Raw genomic sequence first — 19,782 nt, 5'->3', positions numbered from 1 at the left:
GACGGTCATCCGTCCTCGCCGTCCCGGGTCTCCCAGCGCAGCAGGTCTCCCGGCTGGCATTCCAGCACCTCACAGAGCGCGGCGAGGGTCGTGAAGCGCACCGCCTTGGCGCGGCCGTTCTTGAGCACCGCCAGATTGGCGGGGGTGATCCCGACGCGGTCCGCGAGCTCGCCGACGGACATCTTCCGCTTGGCCAGCATCACGTCGATGTCGACGACGATCGGCATCAGATCACCTCGTCAAGCTCGGCTTGCATCTGCGCCGCCTCGACGTCACGTGCGATGGCCTGGGCGAGCAGCATCCGCAGGACGAACACGATGAGCGCGACCCCCAGGACGCCCAGGCCGACACCACCCACCAGCAGGACCATGCCCGGCGGCACGGCCTCGCCCGGGGCCAGCAGGACCCCGAGCGCGAACACCAGGAGGGCCGCCGCCACGATCGCGCCGATCACGACGTCGACGTAGCGGAAGGCGGAGTGGGAGAACACCGTTCCCCGTCGCACCATCGTCACCAGCCGCCACACGCAGACGAGGACGACCTCGACCGTCACGACCCCCACCACCGTGATCACGAGGAACGGGGTGCGCAGGTAGGCCAGATCCGCGCCCAGATCTTCCATGTCGAGGGCGATCAGCGGCACCATCACCGCCTGTACGAACACCGAGCCGGCGAACAACGCCACGAGTACGGCGCGCAGCGCCAGCACTGCCAGCTTCCCATCGCCCCTCCTATCGATCGAGCAACGATGGAAGTCTATCGAAAGTCGATAGCTTCGGCTAGGAGTCGGCGCCGTTCGGACGCGAGGCCGCGAGGCCGCGAGGTCAGTGGTCGTCTCGGCCGACCGCCGCCCGTGGCCGGCCGTCGACGCAGCTCACCACCACCTCGACCCGGGTGCGACCGGCCTCGAAGCGGACCCGCCACCGACCCTCGTGTGGCTCGATGTCCTTGAGGTCGTAGCCCTGCGCGGGTATGGCCGAAACCACCTCGACAGCCGGGCCACAGCGTGCGAGGACGGTGCCACCCGGACTACCGAGCACGCGTGGTGTGGCGGCGGCCACCGATGTGGGCACGGGTGTGGATGTGGGCGTGGGTACGCCCGACGTGGGGATCGTCCGGCTGGGCGTGGTCGGGGTGGGCGCCGCTGGACCGACCGTCGTGGTGGTCGGGGTGGTCGGGGTGGGCGCTGCGGAGCCGACTGGTTCGGCGAGCCTGGCGCTGACCTCCGACGGGCTGAGGAGACGCCCGGAGGGCGGCACGATCCCACTGCCGATCGCCCCGACCGCGACCACCCCGACCAGCGTCGCGGCGGCTGCGGCCAGTAGCCAGGCCAGCACGGTACCCACTGTCCTGGCGCGACTGGATCGTCCGCTGAGTGTCGGCATGCGCACCAGTCCAGCATGCTGCTTCCTGGTTAAGGCGAGGCTATGGGACTGTCATGGCTGCGCCAGCGACTGGGGCCGAGCCGCGGTGTGGCCTACCGTTGGGTGCCGTGCCCCATGTGCTGCTCGTTGAGGACGACCCGGCGATCCGCGGCGCGTTGATCCGTGGACTGACCGAGCGTGGTCACGCCGTGGCATCGGCGGCGACGGGCATGGCCGGGCTGGAACTCGCGGTCGCGAACGCCCCCGACGTGGTGGTGCTCGACCTTGGACTGCCCGACGTCGAGGGCCGCACCGTCCTGCGGATGCTGCGGGGGGCGAGCAGCGTTCCGGTGGTGGTGGCGACCGCGCGTGACGAGGAGTCGGAGATCGTGGCCGTACTGAACGCCGGGGCCGACGACTACGTGGTCAAGCCGTTCAGCGCGGCCCAACTCGACGCCAGGATCAGGGCCGTGCTGCGCCGGATGGGGGAGGACCGGTCCTCGGGCGCGGTGGAGGTCGGCGGGCTGCGGTTGGACCCGCGCAGCCACGAGGCCACCCTGGACGGCAGGGATCTGGAGCTCTCGCCGAGGGAGTTCGCGTTGCTGCACTACCTGGCTGTCAGAGCGGGTGAGGTGGTGAGCAAGCGGGAGTTGCTGGCCGAGGTCTGGCACCTGCCCTACGGCGGTGCGGACAAGACCGTGGACGTGCACGTGTCGTGGTTGCGGCGCAAGCTGGGGGAGACCGCGCATCAGGCTCGGTACCTGCACACCGTGCGCGGCGTCGGTGTCCGCGTCGCCGCGCCGGAGCGTTGATGCGCCGCCGGGTCCTGGTTCTGGTCGGTGCCACCACCTCGCTGGTGTTGGTCGCCTTTCTCGTACCGCTGGCCCTCCTGGTGCGCGGGGTCGCGGTGGATCGTGCGGTCCAGGGCGCGACGGTGCAGGCGCAGGCGTTGAGTTCGATGGTCGTGACCGCCCATCGGGACACCCTGGCGGTCGCTGTCGAGCAGGCCGACGCCACCTCGGCGTACGACGTGAGCGTGTTCCTCGCCGACGGCTCCCGGTTGGGCGCGGCCGTCCCGCGTTCCCCGCTGGTCGAACTCGCGTCGCGGGGCAGCAGCGCCTCCGGTGAGGTTCCTGGCGGTCGAGAGATCGTCTTCGCCGTCCGCGACAGCGCCGGCGCCTACGGCGTGATCCGTGCGTTCGTGTCGGAGGCGGAACTGACCAGGGGTGTCGCCAGGGCGTGGTTGCTGCTGGCCGGGCTGGGGGTGGTGCTGCTCGGGATGAGCCTGCTGGTCGCCGATCGGCTGGCCCGCCGGTTGGTGCGCTCCACCATCGAGTTGGCCTCGGTGTCGCACCACCTCGCCGCGGGTGACCTCGACGCCCGAGCCGATCCGGGTGCTCCCGACGAGATCGGCAGGGTGGCCGCCGCGCTCAACCATCTCGCGGGGCGCATCAGCGAACTGCTGCGCGAGGAACGCGAGACCGTCGCTGACCTGTCCCACCGGGTGCGTACGCCGCTCACCGCGCTGCGGCTGGACGCCGAGGCGCTCGCCGACCGGCATGAGGCGGTGCGTATCGAGGCCGGCGTCGACGCCGTGCAGCGCGCCGTCACCCAGGCGATCGACCAGGCCCGCAGGCGGAGCGCCGGCAGCGGTTCCGGCTGTGACGCTGCCGAGGTGGTGCGCGAACGCGTCGACTTCTGGGCGGTGCTCGCCGAGGACACCGACCGTGAGATCGGCCGCGACCTCGCGCCCGGGCCACTCCCGGTGACTGTCGGCCGTGGCGAGCTCGCGGCGTGCGTGGACGCGCTGCTGGGCAACGTCTTCGCCCACACGCCGGACGGAACCGCCTTCGAGGTGCGGCTGTACCGGTCGCCAGACGGTGAAGTACTGCTGAGCATCGACGACGCCGGTCCGGGGTTGCCGGAACCCGGGCTGGCGCGGCGGGGTGAGTCGGGATCGGGATCGAGCGGCCTCGGGCTGGACATCGCACGTCGGACCGCGCAACGAGCCGGTGGCGACCTGCGGTTGGGGCGATCGGCGTTGGGCGGTCTGAGCGTGACCCTGCAACTCTTAGCCGCGCCATAACCTCGCCACAGGGCGGGCCTATCCCTCGAACCGGCATCGTCGAGTCTACGAACCGTTCGACGAAAGGTTGATCATGCCGAACACACGACTTCTCCTCACGGCCGGCGCGATGACGGCGCTCCTGGCGGGCGGGACCAGCGTGGCCCTCGCGGCGGACAACGGCGGCCTGGGTGCCTCGACGGTGGCCACCTCGTCGTCCGACACGTCTCGGCCCACCTCCTCCTCCGACAGGTCCCGGCCCACCGCGACGCCTGATGCGGCCCGGCCCACCGCGGCGTCGCGGACGCCGGAATCGCCTGTGACCGTGGCGCCGAAGGCGATCCCGAACGGCTCGCGGCCGACCGCGGCGATCAGCGCCGAGCAGGCCGGTCGGATCGCCGTCACCCGGGTCGGCGGCGGTCACGTCACAGGGGTCGAGCGCGAACTCGAGCACGGCCGGCTGGAGTGGAAGGTCCGTGTCGTCGACGGCGCTCGGCGCGCGGACGTTCGGGTGGACGCCCGTACCGGCGCGGTGACCCGGCTCGACGACGACAGCCGGGACGGTGGGCGCGACGACCGCGGTGAGGACGACCACGGCGATGCCCGCCACGACCGCGGTGACGACCACGGCGGTGACCGTCGGGGTGGCGATGACGGTCACCGCGGGGGCCATGACGATCCTGCCGGCCACCGGTAAGCCCATGCGGCCGCGGCGACCAGGGGGCGGACCGCCCCCTGGTCACCGCGGTACCTCGCGTTGGCACGACACTAATCACGAGTCGTGCGTCAATCCGCTCCTGCCAGGTCTGCGCGCCGGGTTCGCCGTACCCTGGTCAGGGAGTGAGGAGACATCATGTCCGAAGGTGCTCTGACTGATCGGAATCTGAGAGTCTTTCTTGCCGGCGCCTCAGGCGTGCTCGGGCAGCAGTTGGTTCCCCGCCTGGTTCAGGCCGGACACGTGGTCGGTGCCATGACGCGCTCGTCCAGCAAGACGGAGTTGCTTCGCCGCCTCGGCGCCGAACCGATTGTGTGTGACGTCTTCGACCGGGAGGCACTTCTCCAGGCGGTTTGCGACTTCGACCCGGACGTCATGCTGAACGAACTGACCGACCTGCCGGATGACGTGGAGCAGATCAGTGCACTCGCTGATCGGGACGCTCGGATCCGAACCGAGGGAACCCAGAACCTGATCGAGGCCGCCCGGCAGAGCGGGTCGCCCAAGATCCTGGCGCAAAGCGTTGCCTGGCAGCTCCCGGACGGGCCCGATGCCGACGCTGTCGTCGTACTGGAACGTCTGGTTCTTGCCGAGGGCGGCGTTGTGCTGCGCTATGGGCAGCTCTACGGGCCCGGCACCTACAACGAGCAGCAACCGCCCGGGGAACCTCGGGTTCACATCGACCGAGCCGCCGAACGCACGGTGGAAGCGCTGGGCCAGCCGACCGGCGTCGTCCTGATCACCGACTGAGCGCCCGACCGCGACCCGAGCCGACGACGTGCGACGCCGTCATGCCCGCGTTCGCGGCTCGCTTGTGGAGGACGTCTCCCAGTTGATGACGGTGCAGTCGCCGCACATCTTGTACGTCAGGGCCTGGTGCCTGCGCATGTGCGGAATGGGCAGGTGGTGGATCGAGGCCCCGAGAGCCGCTCCCAGGATCGGCGCGACCAGATAGATCCACAGATCGAGGGTCTGTCCGGAGAACGCGGCAGGGCCGAGTTGACGGGCGGGGTTGATGCAGCCCCCGCTGCGCGTACCGAGGAGAGCGATCACGAGCCCGACGCACAGTCCGATGGCGTACGGCAGCAGGCGCGCATAGCGGGGACGGGCCAGGAACCTGACGATCAGGATCAGGACGAACATGCAGCCCGCCTCGGTGAGAAAGACGGCCGCGGGATGCCAGGAAGGGCCGGGTCTGATCGCGGCGTGGGCGACCGACGGGACGGAGAGCACGGGCCCCCACACCAGGCGCGCGAGACCCGTCCCCACGGCGGAGCCGGCGAGTTGGGCGAGTACGTAGGGCAGGACGCTGCGTCCGGGGAAGGCGTTCATCAGCCACAGGGCGACGGTCACGGCGGGATTCATGTGCCCGCCGCTGCGTCTGCCGGGCGCGGTGAAGATCAGCGCGGTGAGGATCGTCCCGCTGAGAATCCCGACGACGACGAGTGCGACGCCGAGATCGGCGATGTACAAGGGAGAACCCGGCCCACGCAGCCAGCGCACGACAGTCACCGCGACGAACAACAGGACGGTGGTGAGCAGGAACTCGTCGGCGGCCCGCGTCAAGGGCAGCTTGCCTGGAGGAGAAGCAGAGGTACTCACCGCGATCTCCTAGCGTCGACGCGCCGCGGCGGGTCGACACCCGGGATACCCGCACAAGGACGACAACGCATGCGATAGTTCGCGCTCAGTTCAGTGGCTCGTACTGCTCGACGCTAGCACCGACGTCGCGACAGGCGCCTGGCGCTGATCATGTGCCTAGACTGAATCATGGCGGGCGGGTTCGCTGACTTCGAGGAGTTCGAGGGCACGTGCCGACGACTGCTGCGTGAGGGCGTACCAGACGTCGTACCCCTTGTGCTCGACGAGCAGCACCCATACATCCCCCTCAGCATCGATATCGACGGAGATGTGGGCGTCGTTCTTCTCCTGACGCCGCCGCGGTCCGAAGGGGGCGGTCAGGGACCCAGCGTCCGGCTCTGTCTCCTTCAGCGGCATGGCGACGACTGGCACTATCTCGGCGGCGGGGGCGGCCCGACCGAGGACTATCCGCTCGCGGCCCGTCGCTGCGCTGCCGAGTTGGACGGCCGCTACCTGCGTGGCCAGTGTTTCGGGCACCCCGCGAGCAACGTTCCGCGCTGGCTGTCCTGGCATGCGCCGACTCATTTCGCCGATCTCCAGGCAGCGGCCGAGGTCGATGTTGTCAGGGCCGGTACACGGACGATCGACGTGCCGTTCCACGGTCATGTCGCGGTGATCATGGCGACCCGCCACAAGCCGCTCGTGGAAGCCCTGGCCGCCGACGGCACCCCCTTGCAGACCGTGGATCTGAACCCGTAGGGAAGCGCTGAAGAGGGCCGGCGTCACTCGGTCCAGGAGAGGGTGACGGCTATTCGTTGCTGCCACCGGCGCACGCCGGCGCGCGCCTGGTCTCCCCGCTCGACCAGGGCGAGCATCGCGCGGCATTTCGCCAGCATGGCGTCCTGCCGTTCGGTCCAGGATGGACGGTGTCCGTAGGCGGCGAAGAGTTCGTCCAACGCCGCGACGTCCGGGGAGTGGTGCGTTCGGACGATCCACTCGCACCAGGCCAGGTCCTCCACGATGTCGCCCGCGTGCGCCCACTCCCAATCGAGTACCGCCGTGACGTCGAAGGTGTCCGGGTCGAAGAGCATGTTGTTCGGACCGTAGTCACCGTGCACCAACACAGCGTCGGCAGGCACAGAGCCCTCGAGAAGAACAGAGCCCTCCGGAAAAGGGGTCGGGACGGCGACGGACTGGATCCGCCGGAGCATCTCGCCGCAGGACCGGAGAACCCGCGTGGCCTGACCGGCGTCGATCAGCTCCTGCCCGTGGACGCCGGCGACGTGCTCCATGTGCAGAGCGGCGTCGGTCGTCCTCACCAGTCGCGGCACCGGGAGGTGGTGGCTCAGGTGTGTCAGCATCGCCTGCTCGGTGCGGTGCCGGACCACCTGGTCTGGTCCCTCGTACCGCTTGACGACCACCGAGCCGTCACCGCGGGTGTCGTTGGTGTAGCCGTGCCGCAGCGATTGCATGGTGCGGGTTCCTCGTCGTGTCGGTGACGTTCGCCGCCAGCTTCTCTGCCGAGCTTCTCCGCCCAGCGTCTCCGCCCTGGGATGCACCCCGGCACGGCCGTCTGGTGGCGTGGGAGGAGAGCAGCATACGAGCCTTCGGGTGAGTAGGATCCACGCCTGGTCCACAGTCGGGCTTGGTCTCAGCCGGAGGGTCCCGCATGTCGCAGCCACCGGAATCATCCACCGATCTCGACCCGCGCCTGCGGGACTGGGAAAACCGTCTGGCGCGTCGTGCCGAGGAAGCTGTCGAGGCGCTGGGAGCCGTTCCTGGCGTCGCCGGCCTCGTCGTCGGCGGCAGCCTCGGCCGGGGTGAGCACTGGCCGCTGTCCGACATCGACATCATGGTCGTGTGTTCCGGGCGCTCGGTCGAGGAGACGGCCGCGGAGGTCGACCTGCGTGCCTACCAGCTGAGTGAGATGTGGGGCGTCAGCGGGATCTACACAGGTGTCGACGCCGGGCGGCTCACGTTCGACGAGGCCGACGTGCTCAGCGCCGCCTCGGAGGGGCGTACGGCGGTACGGGAGCGCATGAGTGATCCGCGCTGGTTACACGGCGTCGACAAGATCCACGGAGGCTTCGCCCGGCGCGACCCGCGCGGTGTGGCGCAGGCTTTCCTGGACTGGTCGTCCCGAAGCCGCTTCGAACCAGGCGTGGTCGATGCGCGGATCGCCGGGTGGTTCGAACAGGCGCGGCAGGCAACCACGCAGGCCGAACGGCTGCTGGTCACCGGCGACCCGACAGGGGCCTGGATCAGCATCCGGCGGGCTGGGACAGCGCTCGCGGAGGTGGCCACCGAACGCTGGGGTCAGCGGGCCGGGTCGTTAGGACGGTACTGGACCCTCTTCGAGGCTCGCGCGAAACAACACGGCGACCCCGCGGTGGCCGAGGGCATCCTCCGGGCAGTCCATGCCGAAGCCGACGAGTTCTCGGCCGTACCGCACTCCACGCCGGAGTGGCTGGAGGACCGGATCGCGTTGTCCTACTCGGCGCGCCGCCTGGCCGGCGAGGATGTCACGCCCGCCCAGAACGTGAGAGACAACCTCCTCGCGTTCGCCTCGTTGTACCGAGGACGGTTTCCCTCGGCGCGGCAGACCTGGATGGGGCCCGAGGCCGGTGTCGATCCGAGGGCGTCGATTCGGGAACTAAGCGCGCTCACCGACGACCTGCGCGACCTCGCCTGACCGCGAGACGGCCGTCCGCGTCGGTCGACGGTACGGGCGACGGTAGGTGGCCGCAGTGACGAGTCAGCTGACGCCGCCGGGCCGGCAGCAGGGACCGGTGCAGCCGGGCGCACAGTCGCAGGGGTCCTCGGTGCCGGTGCGGGTGTCGCTGCCGGTGCCGGCCGCGGGTAGGGCGCAGTCGTCGCAGTGTTCGCCCCGCCAGGCCTCCACGCCTTCGCGGAGGGCGACGACCGCGATCACCAGAGCCGCGACGGGATCCGCCCACGCCCAGCCGAGTACGGCGTTGAGGACCAGGCCGAGCAGCAGGACCGCGGACAGGTACGTGCACAGCAGGGTCTGGGTGGAGTCGGCGACCACGGTGAGGGAGTCGAGTTCGCGGCCCGTACGACGCTTGGCCCACACCAGCAGTGGCATCACCACCACGGACGCCGCCGCGACGCCGATCCCGACCGGTGATGGTTTCGCCTCGCTCGCTCCCGCGAGGGAACGCACCGCGTCGAAGGAGATCCAGGCCGCCAACGCGAAGAACGAGACCGCGATCAGCCGCAGGGCCAGTCGTTCACGCGCCTCGGGTACGCGGGAACGGAACTGCCAGATGACCACGAGCGCGGAGGACACCTCAACGAAGGAGTCCAGGCCGAAGCCCAGGAGCGCGGTCGAGGAGGCGGCGGCGCCGGCACCGACCGCGACCAGCCCTTCGAGGAGGTTGTACCCGGCGGTCGCGTAGGCGAGGTGCAGGCTGCGGCGGTTGAGGACGCTCCGCCGCTCCGCGCTCAGCATGGCGGTCACGTCCGAAGCTCGCTTCCGTACGTCGGGCACAACGCCACCGCGTGCCCGGTCGAGGTGAGCAGACCTTCGGCCGCCGCCAACAGGTCGAGGAGTTCGGGCCTGGTGAGTGTGTAGAACGACTGCCGGCCCTCGACGCGGAAGTCGACCAGCCCGCAGTCGCGCAGACAGGCGAGATGTTTGGAGACCGTCGACTGCGCGAGTCCGAGTTCGCCGGTCAGATCGACGACTCGCGCCTCGCCCGCCGCGAGACGGCGCACGATCCGCAACCGGGTCTGGTCCGCCAGCGACCGGAAGAGCGCCACCGCCGGCTCCAACCCGGCGGCGACGTTCGCGGACACGCAGGTTTCATTAGCCACATTCATCGCCATGTGGCGATGATAGCCGGATTGGGCGATGGTGTGGCTCAGCGGGCGCGGCGGCGGAAGAATCCCTTGGGGTCGCTCGGCCTGCTGACCTGGATCTTGCCGTGCTGAACCCTTCCCCGAATCCGTACCGAGCGGCGGGGCTGCGTCGCGGCGTCCGCGCGGCCCTTCGACGAACTGAACACGAACTCGACATCGCCGGTGTCGACGTCGGTGTCGTCGGGCACGACGACGGTGAGGGTGCAGTGCGCGAGAGACGCGCTGATGGCGATCTCCGGGCCTGGCCAGTCGGCCTCGGTCAGGTCCAGGCGGACCTTGCACAGGGACGCGTCGACGACGAGGTCCCGCGATGGCTTCCACCGGCCCTCGCGGACCAGCGTGCTTCCCTTGCTGCGCAACGTGAGCGACTCTCGCGGCTGAGATCGTAGGTCGGGAAGGTCCGCGGTCAGGGGCGTCAGCGCGCCGAAGGTGCGGCTCTCCGTCACTGCGGACATCCGCTTGTCGAACTCCTCGAAGTCGATGCGGCCGTCGGCCAGTGCGTCCTGGAGCCGGGCGACCACGGCATCCCGGTCGGCGTCGGATGCGCGCGCGGTGTCTCCGGGCGGCGGTGTGTCAGCGCTCACCCGCCAGAGCGTAGCGGCGCCGAGGCCTCAGCGTCACACATAGCCGATCACCCGTGGACGCCCGGCCGCTCACCTGTCGTCGAGCCGGATGGACCAGTCCGGGCGTCGAAGCGGCAACGCGCCGACTCCGCCCGGATAGGCCGGTCCTCGTCGATGACCTCGACAAGCTCCGCCAGCCACTGTCGATCGGGAGAGGAACACCGCCCAGGTGCTGTCCTCGTACCTCGAGCCCTACCCTTGGGCGAGGAGGGCCGGGATGGGCCCTGCCACCCAGCCTGGGCGGTGTTCGATCAGCCGGTGACCGTCCCCTTCGTACGACGGAGCTCGTGGAGTTCGCCCACTCCGCGGACGGCCACGCTCGCGACGTTACCAACGTCGCGCCGCGGCGCGGCGCGACGAGGTCGTCGATGTCAACGTGACGTGGCTACCGGAGTTGGGAGATTCGCTCCGGCGCCCCGGAGTCCGAGCGTGCGTTCGATGATCCGGTCCCGCAGTCCGGCCGGGATTCGGGTGAGGAGGGCGAGGAACCTCGCGTCGCCGACCGTGTAACGCCGCTTCGGCCGGTCGGCTTCGACGGCGGCGAGAATCGTGCGGGAGACACCGTCGACTGATGCCGCCTTGTACTTCGCGAAGGCCTTCTCCACGGCGGCGAGGTGGTCGCGGTAGAGCGCCACCCGGCGCTGGTCGGTGCGTTCCAGGGCCGCCTCCGTCGCCGCGCCTGCCTTGGCGAAGATCGCGGTGTCCGTCGTGCCGGGTTCGACCACGACGACAGGTACGTTCCAGGCGGCGAGTTCCAGCCGGAGTGCGTTGGACAGCGACTCGAGGGCCGCCTTGCTCGCCGAGATCGGTGCCATGAAGGGTACGGCGACCCGCCCGCTGACCGCGCTGACGTTCACCACCCGCCCACCGCCTGCGCGTAGCAACGGCAGGAAGGTCTGGATGACGTACGCCGGACCGAACGTGTTGACCTCGAACTGTTGTCGCAACTGCGCGGGCGGCACCAACTCCAGCGGGCCCTGGATGATGATGCCCGCGTTGTTGACCACTGCGCGCAGGCCGTCCTCTCCCACGTCAAGCCGCACCTGCTCGGCAGCCGCGGCGACGCTGTCGGGGTCGGACACGTCCATCGGTAGCAGGCGCACGCCGGGCAGGTCGGTCAGCGCCCCTCCTTCGCCCCTGATGCCCGCGTACACCATGTAGCCCCGCTCGCTGAGCAGGCGAGCAGTTGCGAACCCGATACCTCCCGTCGCGCCGGTCACCATGACCGCGCGTCCGGGCTGATGATCGTGCCGACGTGCCTGTTGTGGATCCTGCTGACGTTCCGCCATCACAGCCCCCTGATCGTCATGTCCGTAGGGACATGTACCTACGGACATGTCCTACGGTGCACGGGGTCCTTGGGACATGTCAAGATGCTCTTCGAGAAACCGGATCGGGAGGAACCGCGATGTCGTTGCGCCATGGCCTGCTCGGACTCCTCGCCGAGGGGCCGGCCAGCGGGTATGACCTTGCTCGTCGGTTCCAGGAGGTGCTCGGAACGGTCTGGCCCGCCCAGCACCCGAAGATCTACGCCGAGCTCAACCGGCTGGCCGGGGAAGGACTCATCGAGGTCGAGAGCGAAGGGCCGCGCGGGCGGAAGGCCTACCGCATCACCGACGGCGGTCTAGCCGAAGTGAAGCGCTGGTTGAGCACCGGCGAGGTCGACCACACCATGCGGTTGCAGTCCCTGCTGCGCTCTGTCTTCTTCTGGCTCATGGAGCCGGAGGATCTACGTCGTCACCTCGCCGAGGAGGCGCGCTTCTTCGCCGAGATGGCCACGGTCTACCGCTCGCACGCCGAGGCGAAGGACCGCGGCGACTTCGGGGACAGCCCGGCGACACAGTCGCTGCGTATCGCTATCGAGGGCGCCGTGCGCCTATACCAGTCGCTTGGCGAGTGGGCCGAGTGGGCGCAGACCGTGCCATTGGCGACGCCAGGCCAGAAGACGCCAGGGCAGAAGACGTCAGGGCAGAAGTCGGGGGCGAGCCCTAAGTCGAAGAAGGGCGCGTGACGTCGGCTCCGGCCGGTTGTGTCCTACGGAGTCGTCCACCAGTTGGTGGCTGTCTCAGGTCAGGGTGGACGCGCCCTGGCTGAAGGTGGCGTACGTCGCGTAGTCGCCGATCGACAGGTGCCACGAGGCCGCCTGGGTGACGAAGGCGAACAGCCAGTGGCGGGTCCGCTCAGCGTCCAGTCCCAACCGGTCCGCGAGCCCATCGGCCCGGGCGCGGAGGTCGGGACGGTTCGCGTCGTGCTGGAGGAACGCGGCGACGTCGAACCCCGGATCGCCTCTCCGTCCGACCGGATCGATGGCTAGCCAGCCCCGCGCGGAGGAGATCACGTTGCGCCGATGGAAGTCGCCGTGCAGCAACACCTGACGATCGGTCGATCCGGGTAGCGAGGCGAACAGGCGGGCGGCCTCTCGGAACGGGCCGACGTCGACCTGGCCGCCGACGTCCTCGGTGTCGCCGGCGTACTGGTCGGCCCGTCGTTCCAGCGCTCGGATCCGCAGGGCGCAGATGTTGGTCAGGGGCTCGATGGGGGCGTCGGATGGGAGGTCTGCCTGCCACAACTGTTCGAGGACCTCGACCGCTACGTCGTCCGCCGCGTCTCGCGGCAGGTCGGCCGCGTCGGTGCCGGGAACGCAGTACTCCAGCAGTGAGGCGCCGATCGAAGTGTCGTGGGCGTAGAGCCGAACGGCACCCCGGCCCGCCCAGATCCCGAGTGGAGTGGCGGGATCGTCCCGAACCGCGGTCGGGACAGTGATCTTGAGGACGGCCAGGTCGCCCTGGCCGCGACGCACGGGTGCGACCCAACTGGAGTCGCCGCCAGGCTCGAACGCGGGAAGGACTACGAGGTCCCAGGTGCTGACGCATCGTGCGACGAGCTCGGGGAGTCGCTCGAGCCAGTCCGCGCCGGCTTCGTGATAGGTGCTGATCCGCTCCCGAACGCCTGCCGGGATCAGGTTGTCGTCAGTCTGCCGCGCATCGGTCATGGTGCTGGACACGGTAACGATCGTGAACGCGGTCCGGTAGTGGATTTCGAGGTCGTCGAGGTCGTGGGGTCGTCGGGATCGGAGGTGGGGATCGGGGCGTTCTGTGCGTGGACTCGGTGGTGTCGCTGACGCGCGAAGTCAAAGGAGAGTTGACGACGGCCCGAGGGGTCTTTTCGGTGTGGGTGTGACGGGGGTCGTGGGTCTGTCGGGGCGGCGGAGGGGAACCTCCGCGTCCTTCGTCGGCCCTGGAACGTGACCAGGGATTGTCAGAAAGAAGCTTCACCGGTGGGGCTGAATACCCTTGTTTTATGGGGGTTGTTGTCGGTGGTCGGGTCTAGGGTTTGGTCATGGACATCGACACCGGCAGTGCCAGCGGGGGTGCGGGCTTCGCATCCGTTGCTGGCTTGGCTTGCTGGTGTGGGTGAGCAGCTCGACGGTGCGGTGGGGTGCCCAACGTTGTCGTTGCCGCTGGATCAATACGAAGGGGCGATGCGGCAGATCGCTGCATATGAAGCGAGGCTCGCTTCGTTGCGGCTGAGTCTGACGCGGCAGGCTGAGCTGAATGAGGTGAAGAAGCTGGCCGGTGCCGCCAACGCCGCGGGCTGGGTGCGGCAGGTGACGCGGATGGGTCGTCGTGAGGCGTCGGTGTCGGTGCGGTTGGCGAAGGCGCTGGACCAGATGCTCCGTTCGACGGGTGAAGCCCTCTCTGACGGTGAGATTTCGTTGGGTCAGGCGCAGGTGATCGAGCGTGCGATCCGCCGCCTCCCCAACGATGTCGACGCCGCCGTACGGGCGGAGGCGGAGGCGTTCCTGCTCGACAGTGCGCAGGCCCTCGACACCGATGACTTGGACAAGGCCGGCAAACACCTCTACGAAGTGATCGCACCCGAGGACGCCGAACGCCGGATCGGGAAGCAACTGGAAGAACAAGAACGCAGGGCCCGGGAGAACCGCACGTTGAGCTTCGGTCCGGTCCGCGACGGGATGGGCACCATGTTCCTGCGCCTCGACGTGCCCACCCTCGCGATCCTGCAGGCACTCCTCGATCCGCTGGCCCGCCCTGGGCCGACCGGTCCTGACGGGCCGGACCTGCGCAGCAGCGAACGCCGGCAGGCAGACGCCTTCGCCGAACTCCTCAGCCAGGCACAGGCAGCCGCCGACGCACCCACCCGCGGGAGCATCAGCCCGCGCCTCACCGTGACGATGTCCCTGGCCGACCTCGTGGCCCGGCTCGGCTACGGCACTCTCAACTCCGTGCTCACCGACTCCGGCCCCGCGCATCTGAAGGTGAAGACCCACGGCGACGAGAACAGGAGCGGGCGGGGCGGGCAGACCCTGATCGGCTACCGGATCACGGGGCCGCCGCTGTCAGCGACGCTGGTGCGGCAACTGGCCTGTGATGCGGAGATCATCCCGGCCGTCCTCGGGGGCGACGGGGCGGTTCTCGACCTCGGCAGAGGGACCAGGCTGTTCACGTCCTCCCAACGACACGCATTGGCCGAGCGGGACGGCTACTTCTGCCACTTCCCCGACTGCAGACGGCCGGAGAAGTGGCCGAAGCGCATCACATCAAGCACTGGGTAGACGGAGGAGCAACCGACCTGAACAACGGCGTCCTCCTCTGCCAGCACCATCACACCGTCATCCACACCAAGGGCTGGACCGTCCGCATGAGCGACGACGGCCACCCCGAATACCTCCCGCCGCCCTGGGTGGATCCCTACCAGCACGTCATCCGACCCGACGACCACAGCGTGATCCGCCGCTGACCGGACGCCGCTGACCGGACGCCGCTGACCGGATGCCGTGGGAGCCCCCGGCCTCCCGATCCCCAACCGAGTGCTGGCAGGCTTCCGGGATGCGTCCGATGAACGGAAGCGATGTAGGAAACGCCCTGGTCGAGATGGTCGAGGTACTCACCCCGCAGACCGACCGGGACTGGCAGGTGCGCGCGGGTCCCCTGGAGTGGAGCTGTTGGCAGACGGCCGCCCACATCGCGCATGATCTGTTGGCGTACGCCGGACAACTCGCGGCCCGCCCCGACAGCGCCTATCTCCCCTACGACCTCATGGTCAGGGAAGGCACCTCCCCGGCGGACGTACTCGAGGTGGTGAAGGCGTCCAGCGGCCTGCTGCAGCTGGCCCTGGCCTCGGCGGACCCCGCTACCCGCGCCTGGCACTACGGTCCGTGCGACCCGACCGGCTTCGCCGCGATGGGTGTCGCCGAGACCCTCCTCCACACCTACGACATCGCCCAGGGGCTCGGTGTGCCGTGGCGGCCGCCGACGGACCTCAGCGCGGCCGTTCTGGACCGTCTGTTCCCCCACGCGCCGTCCGGTGAGCCCGTCGCAGTTCTGCTGTGGTCCACCGGTCGCGGTGAACTCGACGAGCGGCCCCCGCTGACCTCGTGGTTCTGGAAGGCCGCCGTCGAGTGAACCGCGACGCACTTCAGCGTGAAACGGTCACAACCGACCGGCCTCGCCCCAGAGTCGCGGATCGTCGATCGTCTCGGGGAGCCCTTCCGGGGGTTCGGTTTCGACGAGTTCGACCAGGTCTGCCGGAAGCACCCGCTCGGGCAGCTCGCCGAATCGGGCGTACCGCAGGAAGGCGAGCTCCTCGTCGGTGAAATGCTCCCGGTGCTCGGGCTCGGGGTTCTTGGTCATCGCGACCCCTCTCGTCCCGTCTTCTCCCGCCATTGTGCTGCGTCGGAGGTAAGACGCACAGGTGAGCCGTGCAGTTGGCCCGTGCGGAGCAGTACGGAGGCTAGTGGCCGCCGTGCCGGGCGGTGAGACGCCGGAGGAAGTGCTCGTACGGCAGGCCCAGGCCCTGGGTGCGGAGCGGATCCGGACCGTCGGTGCGGGTCAGCAGCTCACCCGTCCGTCGAGCGAGCTCGGCGCGTAGCCGGGCCGTCAGGTCCGGCCGCTCCGCCGCGACGTCCCGCGTCTCACCCGGGTCCTCACTGAGGTCGAAGACGAGTGGATCGGCGGATCGGGCCCGTCCGTAGAAGTCCGGCAGCGGCGTGCCGTCCAGCAGTTCGGTGATCGGCTGGATGAGCTTGTGCGTCGGCGTACGAAGCGACAGCGACGCCTGCCGGGTGGACTCCACGGTGACCACGGCGTCGCGGCCGGGTGCGGCCGGGTCGGCGAGCAGGGGGCGCAGGCTGCGTCCGGTCAGGGGGTACGCCGGGAGCGGGATGCCGGCGAGATCACACAGGGTCGGCAGCAGGTCCTCGTGGGAGACCAGGGCACCGCACCGGCCGGGCTGCACCCCGGGTATCCGCATCGTCAGGACCGTCCGGGTCACCGCGTCGTACAGGCCGTGGTGGTCGAAGTGGAAGTCACCCTCACCGAAACACTCGCCGTGGTCGGAGAGGACGACGAAGATCGCGTCGTCGAAGCGGCCGAGGCCGCTGAGCCCGTCGGCCAGCCGTCGCACCTGGGCGTCGACCTGGCTGATCTCACCGTCGTACTGCGCGACCACGTAGGCGTAATCGTCCGGGTGGCGCAGCCGCATGTCGGAGAGGAACACGTCGTAGTAGTCGGGCGCGAGGGCGCGGACGTCGGCCAGATCCACCGACGCCGATCCGGGCGTGTAGTGCATCGTGTCGTAGGGCGGGCACGGCCCGTACGGCGTGTGCGGGTCCCAGTAGTGCACGAACAACAACATCGGCGCGTCCCGGCGCTCCGCCGCCAACGACAACGCCGCGTCGGTGATTCGCGCGCTCTGGTCCTGGAACGGCGTGTAGACGAAGCCGGAGTACTGCTCGAAACCGCGGGCGAACCAGCTGCCCCGGCCTTGTCCCTGGACGACGAGGTTGTCGCAGGCCGCCGTGAAGTAGCCCGCCGCCTGCGCGAGCTGGGGGAGGGTACGGACGTCACCACCGAGCCGGTGTCGCGCCGGATGGGTGACCACGCGGTGCACCAGCGGATGCAGCCCGGTGAAGAGGGTGGTGAAGGCGGGCGTGGTGGGGATGCCCGCCGCGCAGGTCGTGTCGAAGACCACGCTCTGCGCGGCGAGCGCGTCCAGGCCCGGTGACGTCGGGCGCGGGTAGCCGTAGCACCCGAGATGGTCCGGACGAAGGGTGTCGATCCCGACAACGACGATGTCCGGCATCCCGTCGGGCACGTCGGCTGGCAGGAGGTCTGGCACGGGGGTCCGTTCAGCGACCCGAGTTGAGTTCGCTCGGGTCGGGAATGCTCGCCGCCCTCCCGGTGCGTTCCCGCAGCGGAACGGCTCCCGCCCCGACCACATCGTCCGGCTTCGGCTTCCCGATACTGGTGGCACACGCGCCCTGGTCGGCCACCGGGTCGGACTTCCGTCCGGTCTCCGCGAGCCGTTTCTCCAACCACGCGTCCAGGAGAGCCTCCAACTCGGCCACGACGTCGGGCCGGTCCTCGGCGAGGTTGACCTGCTCACCGGGGTCGGCCGCCAGGTCGAACAGCTCCTTCATCGGGCGCCCGTGCGGATCGGGCTCGATCGCACGGATCAGCTTCCAACGGTCGGTTCGGACCGCACGCTTGACCTGCCAGGTGGCCTCGGAGAAGTACACCGTCTCGTAGTTGCGTTCCCGGACGCCGTAGATGGAGGGCAGCAGGCTGACCCCTTCCATGCCCTGCACCTGCGGGATTCCCACGAGGTCGAGGAGGGTCTGGCTGACGTCGAGGTTCTGCACCATGCCGGGGACCCGCCGGCCCGCGGGCAGTTTCCCGGGCCAGGACATGATCAACGGGATGTGGATGTTGCCCTCGTAGAGGCCGTGGTGGTCGAAGTAGCCCAGCTGCTCGTTGAGGACCTCGCCGTGGTCGGCGGTGATCACGACGATCGTGTCGTCGCGGACGGGTTCGAGCGCGGCGAAGACCTTGGCGAGGTAGCTGTCCATGTAGCGGATCTCGCCGTCGTAGAGGCTGACCACGTGCTCCGCGTCGGTGACGCCGGGCATCCAGTCGTGGAAGTACCACTTGAACGGTTCCCAGGTCCACGCCTCGTCCATGCTGTGGTTGTCCTGGTCGTAGGGGTCCCGTTCGCCGTCGGTGTAGAGCTCCTCGTAGCCCGGCGGTGGGAGGTACGGCGTGTGCGGATCCCAGTAGTGCAGGAAGAGGAAGAAGGGCCGCGGGTCGTTGATCACCTCCTCGATCGCGGGGAGCGCGAGGTTGGTGACCGTCTCCGCTTTGCGGAGCACGGTCGGATCCGAACGGTCCCACTGGTAGTTGTGGTAGTGCTCGAAGCCCCGGCTGAAGTGCCGGTTCATGTTGTCGACCGCGGCGGTGACGTAGCCGGCGTCGGAGAGGATCTCCGGGAGCAGGCGTACGCCGTCGGCGATCGGCACGCCACCGCCGATGTTGACGATGTCGTGGGTGATCGCCTCCTTGCCGGAGAAGAGGGTCGTGAAGCTCGGGTGGGTCGGGATGTTCGGCGCGTAGCAGCGTTCGAAGACGACACCGGCGGCGGCGAGGGCGTCGAGGTTCGGGCTGGTGTCGCGGTGGTAGCCGTAGCAGCCGAGGTGGTCCGCGCGTTGGGTGTCCAGCGCGATCAGGACGATGTTCGTCAACCCGCCACCTCCTCGACCGTGCCGCCCTCGAACGACCGGATCGCGGCCTCGATGACCTCCTGCGCGGCGAGCCCGTCGGCGCCCGAGGCATCGAGCGGCCCACCGGCCGCGACCTGGGAGACGAAGGCGTTGATCCGGTTGCGGAACGTCTCGTTGAAGCTCCCCATCCCGCCCATGATGGAGTTCTCGACCACGATCTTCTCCGGCGACTTCCGCGGGAAGAACTCGAGCTTCTGGTAGACGTTCTCGATTACCAGCCGGCCGGCGCTGCCACCGACCTCACACCGCTCGATCGGGTGCAGCCCGCTCGCGTCGTAGCTGCCGGTGAGGTGGCCGACAGCACCGCTCGCGAACTGGACGTTGATCGAGGCGTTGGACCAGATCGAGCGACCGGGTCCCTTGTGCAGGAAGGCCTGCACCTTCGCGATCGGACCGCCGAAGTACCGCATCACGTCGATCGAGTGCGGGTGGAGCGCGCGCAGGTGGAACCACGGCGAGCTCTCGTTCGGGTTGTTGATCCACAACGCCATGTTCAGGAAGAGCACTTCACCGAGGGCGCCCTCCTCCTGCATCCGCTTGGCGCGTTCGGCGGCGGGGGTGAAGCGGTGGTTCAGGTTGACGCCGAGCAGGACGCCGCGCTCCTTCGCCGCCGCCACCATGGCGCGGGCGTGCTCGATGTTGTTGGAGATCGGCTTCTCCACCAGGACGTGCACACCGGCCTCGATCGCCTGCATGGTGGGCTCGAAGTGGTGGCCGCCGTTCTCCGGTCCGGCGGTCGCCACGCTGATGGCGTCCGGACGTTCGGCGGCGAGCATTTCGCCGAGGTCGTGGTAGGCGGGTACGCCGTACGACTTGGCCACCGGGTCGACCCGGGCGGCGTCGATGTCGCACAGCCCGACGAGTTCGGCGTCGGCGTTCTCGCTGTAGTAGCGGCTGTGGGTCTTGCCGATGTTGCCCAGGCCGACGACTGCGACACGCAACATACGCACTCCTTCTGGTGAGTGTGGGTCGGC

24 protein-coding genes are annotated in these 19,782 nt (G+C 69.2%); 10 read left to right on the top strand and 14 right to left on the bottom strand.

Features of this window, described 5'->3' with window-relative positions; all coding sequences use genetic code 11:
- Positions 1-5: 5 nt before the first annotated feature.
- The 3 genes from HEB94_RS42775 to HEB94_RS42765 all read right to left on the bottom strand — a co-directional run bounded on the left by HEB94_RS42775 (position 6) and on the right by HEB94_RS42765 (position 1,337).
- Positions 6-227, bottom strand: coding sequence for a helix-turn-helix domain-containing protein (locus tag HEB94_RS42775; protein ID WP_192755130.1), 222 nt, complete (start codon positions 225-227; stop codon positions 6-8).
- On the bottom strand, positions 227-709 hold the full coding sequence (locus HEB94_RS42770; RefSeq protein ID WP_337918368.1) for a DUF2975 domain-containing protein: 483 nt from the start codon (positions 707-709) through the stop codon (positions 227-229). Before HEB94_RS42770 ends, HEB94_RS42775 begins: the two co-directional genes overlap by 1 nt.
- A gap of 115 nt (positions 710-824) precedes the next feature.
- Complete coding sequence (locus HEB94_RS42765; RefSeq protein ID WP_192755129.1) at positions 825-1,337, bottom strand: hypothetical protein; 513 nt, start codon at positions 1,335-1,337, stop codon at positions 825-827.
- A gap of 155 nt (positions 1,338-1,492) precedes the next feature.
- Here HEB94_RS42765 and HEB94_RS42760 point away from each other — a divergent pair, with 155 nt between their 5' ends.
- From HEB94_RS42760 to HEB94_RS42745, 4 genes are all read left to right on the top strand, one after another.
- Entirely contained in the window at positions 1,493-2,176 is a 684-nt protein-coding gene (locus HEB94_RS42760; protein ID WP_192755128.1) for a response regulator, read from the top strand.
- On the top strand, positions 2,176-3,450 hold the full coding sequence (locus tag HEB94_RS42755) for a sensor histidine kinase (protein WP_192755127.1): 1,275 nt from the start codon (positions 2,176-2,178) through the stop codon (positions 3,448-3,450). Before HEB94_RS42760 ends, HEB94_RS42755 begins: the two co-directional genes overlap by 1 nt.
- A 73-nt stretch (positions 3,451-3,523) precedes the next feature.
- Complete coding sequence (locus HEB94_RS42750) at positions 3,524-4,126, top strand: PepSY domain-containing protein (protein ID WP_192755126.1); 603 nt, start codon at positions 3,524-3,526, stop codon at positions 4,124-4,126.
- 156 nt (positions 4,127-4,282) lie between these two features.
- Positions 4,283-4,894, top strand: coding sequence for an NAD-dependent epimerase/dehydratase family protein (locus HEB94_RS42745; RefSeq protein WP_192755125.1), 612 nt, complete (start codon positions 4,283-4,285; stop codon positions 4,892-4,894).
- Positions 4,895-4,933: 39 nt separating this feature from the next.
- Here HEB94_RS42745 and HEB94_RS42740 read toward each other — a convergent pair whose 3' ends face one another.
- Positions 4,934-5,746, bottom strand: a complete 813-nt coding sequence (locus HEB94_RS42740; protein ID WP_202896843.1) for an aquaporin — start codon at positions 5,744-5,746, stop codon at positions 4,934-4,936.
- Positions 5,747-5,914: 168 nt separating this feature from the next.
- Here HEB94_RS42740 and HEB94_RS42735 point away from each other — a divergent pair, with 168 nt between their 5' ends.
- The gene (locus tag HEB94_RS42735; protein WP_192755124.1) at positions 5,915-6,484 is read left to right on the top strand and encodes a hypothetical protein; all 570 of its coding nucleotides are present in this window, start codon (positions 5,915-5,917) and stop codon (positions 6,482-6,484) included.
- A 23-nt stretch (positions 6,485-6,507) separates the two neighbouring features.
- On the opposite strand, the gene HEB94_RS42730 is transcribed toward HEB94_RS42735, so the two are convergent.
- Positions 6,508-7,197, bottom strand: a complete 690-nt coding sequence (locus HEB94_RS42730) for a phosphotransferase family protein (protein ID WP_192755123.1) — start codon at positions 7,195-7,197, stop codon at positions 6,508-6,510.
- A 197-nt stretch (positions 7,198-7,394) separates the two neighbouring features.
- Between HEB94_RS42730 and HEB94_RS42725 the strand changes: the two genes are divergently transcribed.
- Entirely contained in the window at positions 7,395-8,417 is a 1,023-nt protein-coding gene (locus HEB94_RS42725; RefSeq protein ID WP_192755122.1) for a nucleotidyltransferase domain-containing protein, read from the top strand.
- Positions 8,418-8,480: 63 nt separating this feature from the next.
- Here HEB94_RS42725 and HEB94_RS42720 read toward each other — a convergent pair whose 3' ends face one another.
- From HEB94_RS42720 to HEB94_RS42705, 4 genes are all read right to left on the bottom strand, one after another.
- Entirely contained in the window at positions 8,481-9,197 is a 717-nt protein-coding gene (locus tag HEB94_RS42720; RefSeq protein WP_192757037.1) for a cation efflux transmembrane domain-containing protein, read from the bottom strand.
- A gap of 5 nt (positions 9,198-9,202) precedes the next feature.
- Complete coding sequence (locus tag HEB94_RS42715) at positions 9,203-9,544, bottom strand: ArsR/SmtB family transcription factor (protein WP_337918367.1); 342 nt, start codon at positions 9,542-9,544, stop codon at positions 9,203-9,205.
- A 65-nt stretch (positions 9,545-9,609) separates the two neighbouring features.
- Positions 9,610-10,191 carry a DUF1707 domain-containing protein gene (locus tag HEB94_RS42710; protein WP_192755120.1) on the bottom strand — a complete coding sequence of 194 codons (582 nt, stop codon included), beginning with the start codon at positions 10,189-10,191 and terminating at the stop codon, positions 9,610-9,612.
- A 410-nt stretch (positions 10,192-10,601) separates the two neighbouring features.
- On the bottom strand, positions 10,602-11,519 hold the full coding sequence (locus HEB94_RS42705; RefSeq protein ID WP_192755119.1) for an SDR family NAD(P)-dependent oxidoreductase: 918 nt from the start codon (positions 11,517-11,519) through the stop codon (positions 10,602-10,604).
- A gap of 119 nt (positions 11,520-11,638) precedes the next feature.
- Between HEB94_RS42705 and HEB94_RS42700 the strand changes: the two genes are divergently transcribed.
- A complete protein-coding gene (locus tag HEB94_RS42700) occupies positions 11,639-12,241 on the top strand; it encodes a PadR family transcriptional regulator (RefSeq protein WP_192755118.1) in 603 nt (200 codons plus the stop codon).
- 54 nt (positions 12,242-12,295) lie between these two features.
- Here HEB94_RS42700 and HEB94_RS42695 read toward each other — a convergent pair whose 3' ends face one another.
- On the bottom strand, positions 12,296-13,234 hold the full coding sequence (locus HEB94_RS42695) for an aminoglycoside phosphotransferase family protein (RefSeq protein ID WP_192755117.1): 939 nt from the start codon (positions 13,232-13,234) through the stop codon (positions 12,296-12,298).
- Positions 13,235-13,639: 405 nt separating this feature from the next.
- Between HEB94_RS42695 and HEB94_RS42690 the strand changes: the two genes are divergently transcribed.
- From HEB94_RS42690 to HEB94_RS42680, 3 genes are all read left to right on the top strand, one after another.
- A complete protein-coding gene (locus tag HEB94_RS42690; RefSeq protein ID WP_192755116.1) occupies positions 13,640-14,806 on the top strand; it encodes a DUF222 domain-containing protein in 1,167 nt (388 codons plus the stop codon).
- Positions 14,773-14,991, top strand: a complete 219-nt coding sequence (locus HEB94_RS42685; RefSeq protein WP_192755115.1) for an HNH endonuclease — start codon at positions 14,773-14,775, stop codon at positions 14,989-14,991. Before HEB94_RS42690 ends, HEB94_RS42685 begins: the two co-directional genes overlap by 34 nt.
- A gap of 98 nt (positions 14,992-15,089) precedes the next feature.
- Positions 15,090-15,656 (top strand): DinB family protein, encoded by a 567-nt coding sequence (locus HEB94_RS42680; protein WP_192755114.1) that lies wholly within the window; start codon positions 15,090-15,092, stop codon positions 15,654-15,656.
- A 27-nt stretch (positions 15,657-15,683) separates the two neighbouring features.
- Here the strand turns inward: HEB94_RS42680 and HEB94_RS42675 are convergent, their stop codons facing one another.
- The 4 genes from HEB94_RS42675 to HEB94_RS42660 form a co-directional block, all read right to left on the bottom strand.
- Entirely contained in the window at positions 15,684-15,884 is a 201-nt protein-coding gene (locus HEB94_RS42675; RefSeq protein WP_192755113.1) for a hypothetical protein, read from the bottom strand.
- A gap of 100 nt (positions 15,885-15,984) precedes the next feature.
- On the bottom strand, positions 15,985-17,370 hold the full coding sequence (locus HEB94_RS42670; protein ID WP_337918366.1) for a sulfatase family protein: 1,386 nt from the start codon (positions 17,368-17,370) through the stop codon (positions 15,985-15,987).
- Positions 17,371-17,380: 10 nt separating this feature from the next.
- Positions 17,381-18,769 carry a sulfatase family protein gene (locus tag HEB94_RS42665; protein WP_192755112.1) on the bottom strand — a complete coding sequence of 463 codons (1,389 nt, stop codon included), beginning with the start codon at positions 18,767-18,769 and terminating at the stop codon, positions 17,381-17,383.
- Entirely contained in the window at positions 18,766-19,752 is a 987-nt protein-coding gene (locus tag HEB94_RS42660; protein ID WP_192755111.1) for a Gfo/Idh/MocA family protein, read from the bottom strand. Before HEB94_RS42660 ends, HEB94_RS42665 begins: the two co-directional genes overlap by 4 nt.
- Positions 19,753-19,782: the final 30 nt, after the last annotated feature.

It is taken from the genome of Actinopolymorpha pittospori, assembly GCF_014873875.1.
In the GTDB taxonomy this organism is placed as follows: domain Bacteria; phylum Actinomycetota; class Actinomycetes; order Propionibacteriales; family Actinopolymorphaceae; genus Actinopolymorpha; species Actinopolymorpha pittospori.
This window is presented reverse-complemented; position numbering and strand designations above follow the sequence as displayed.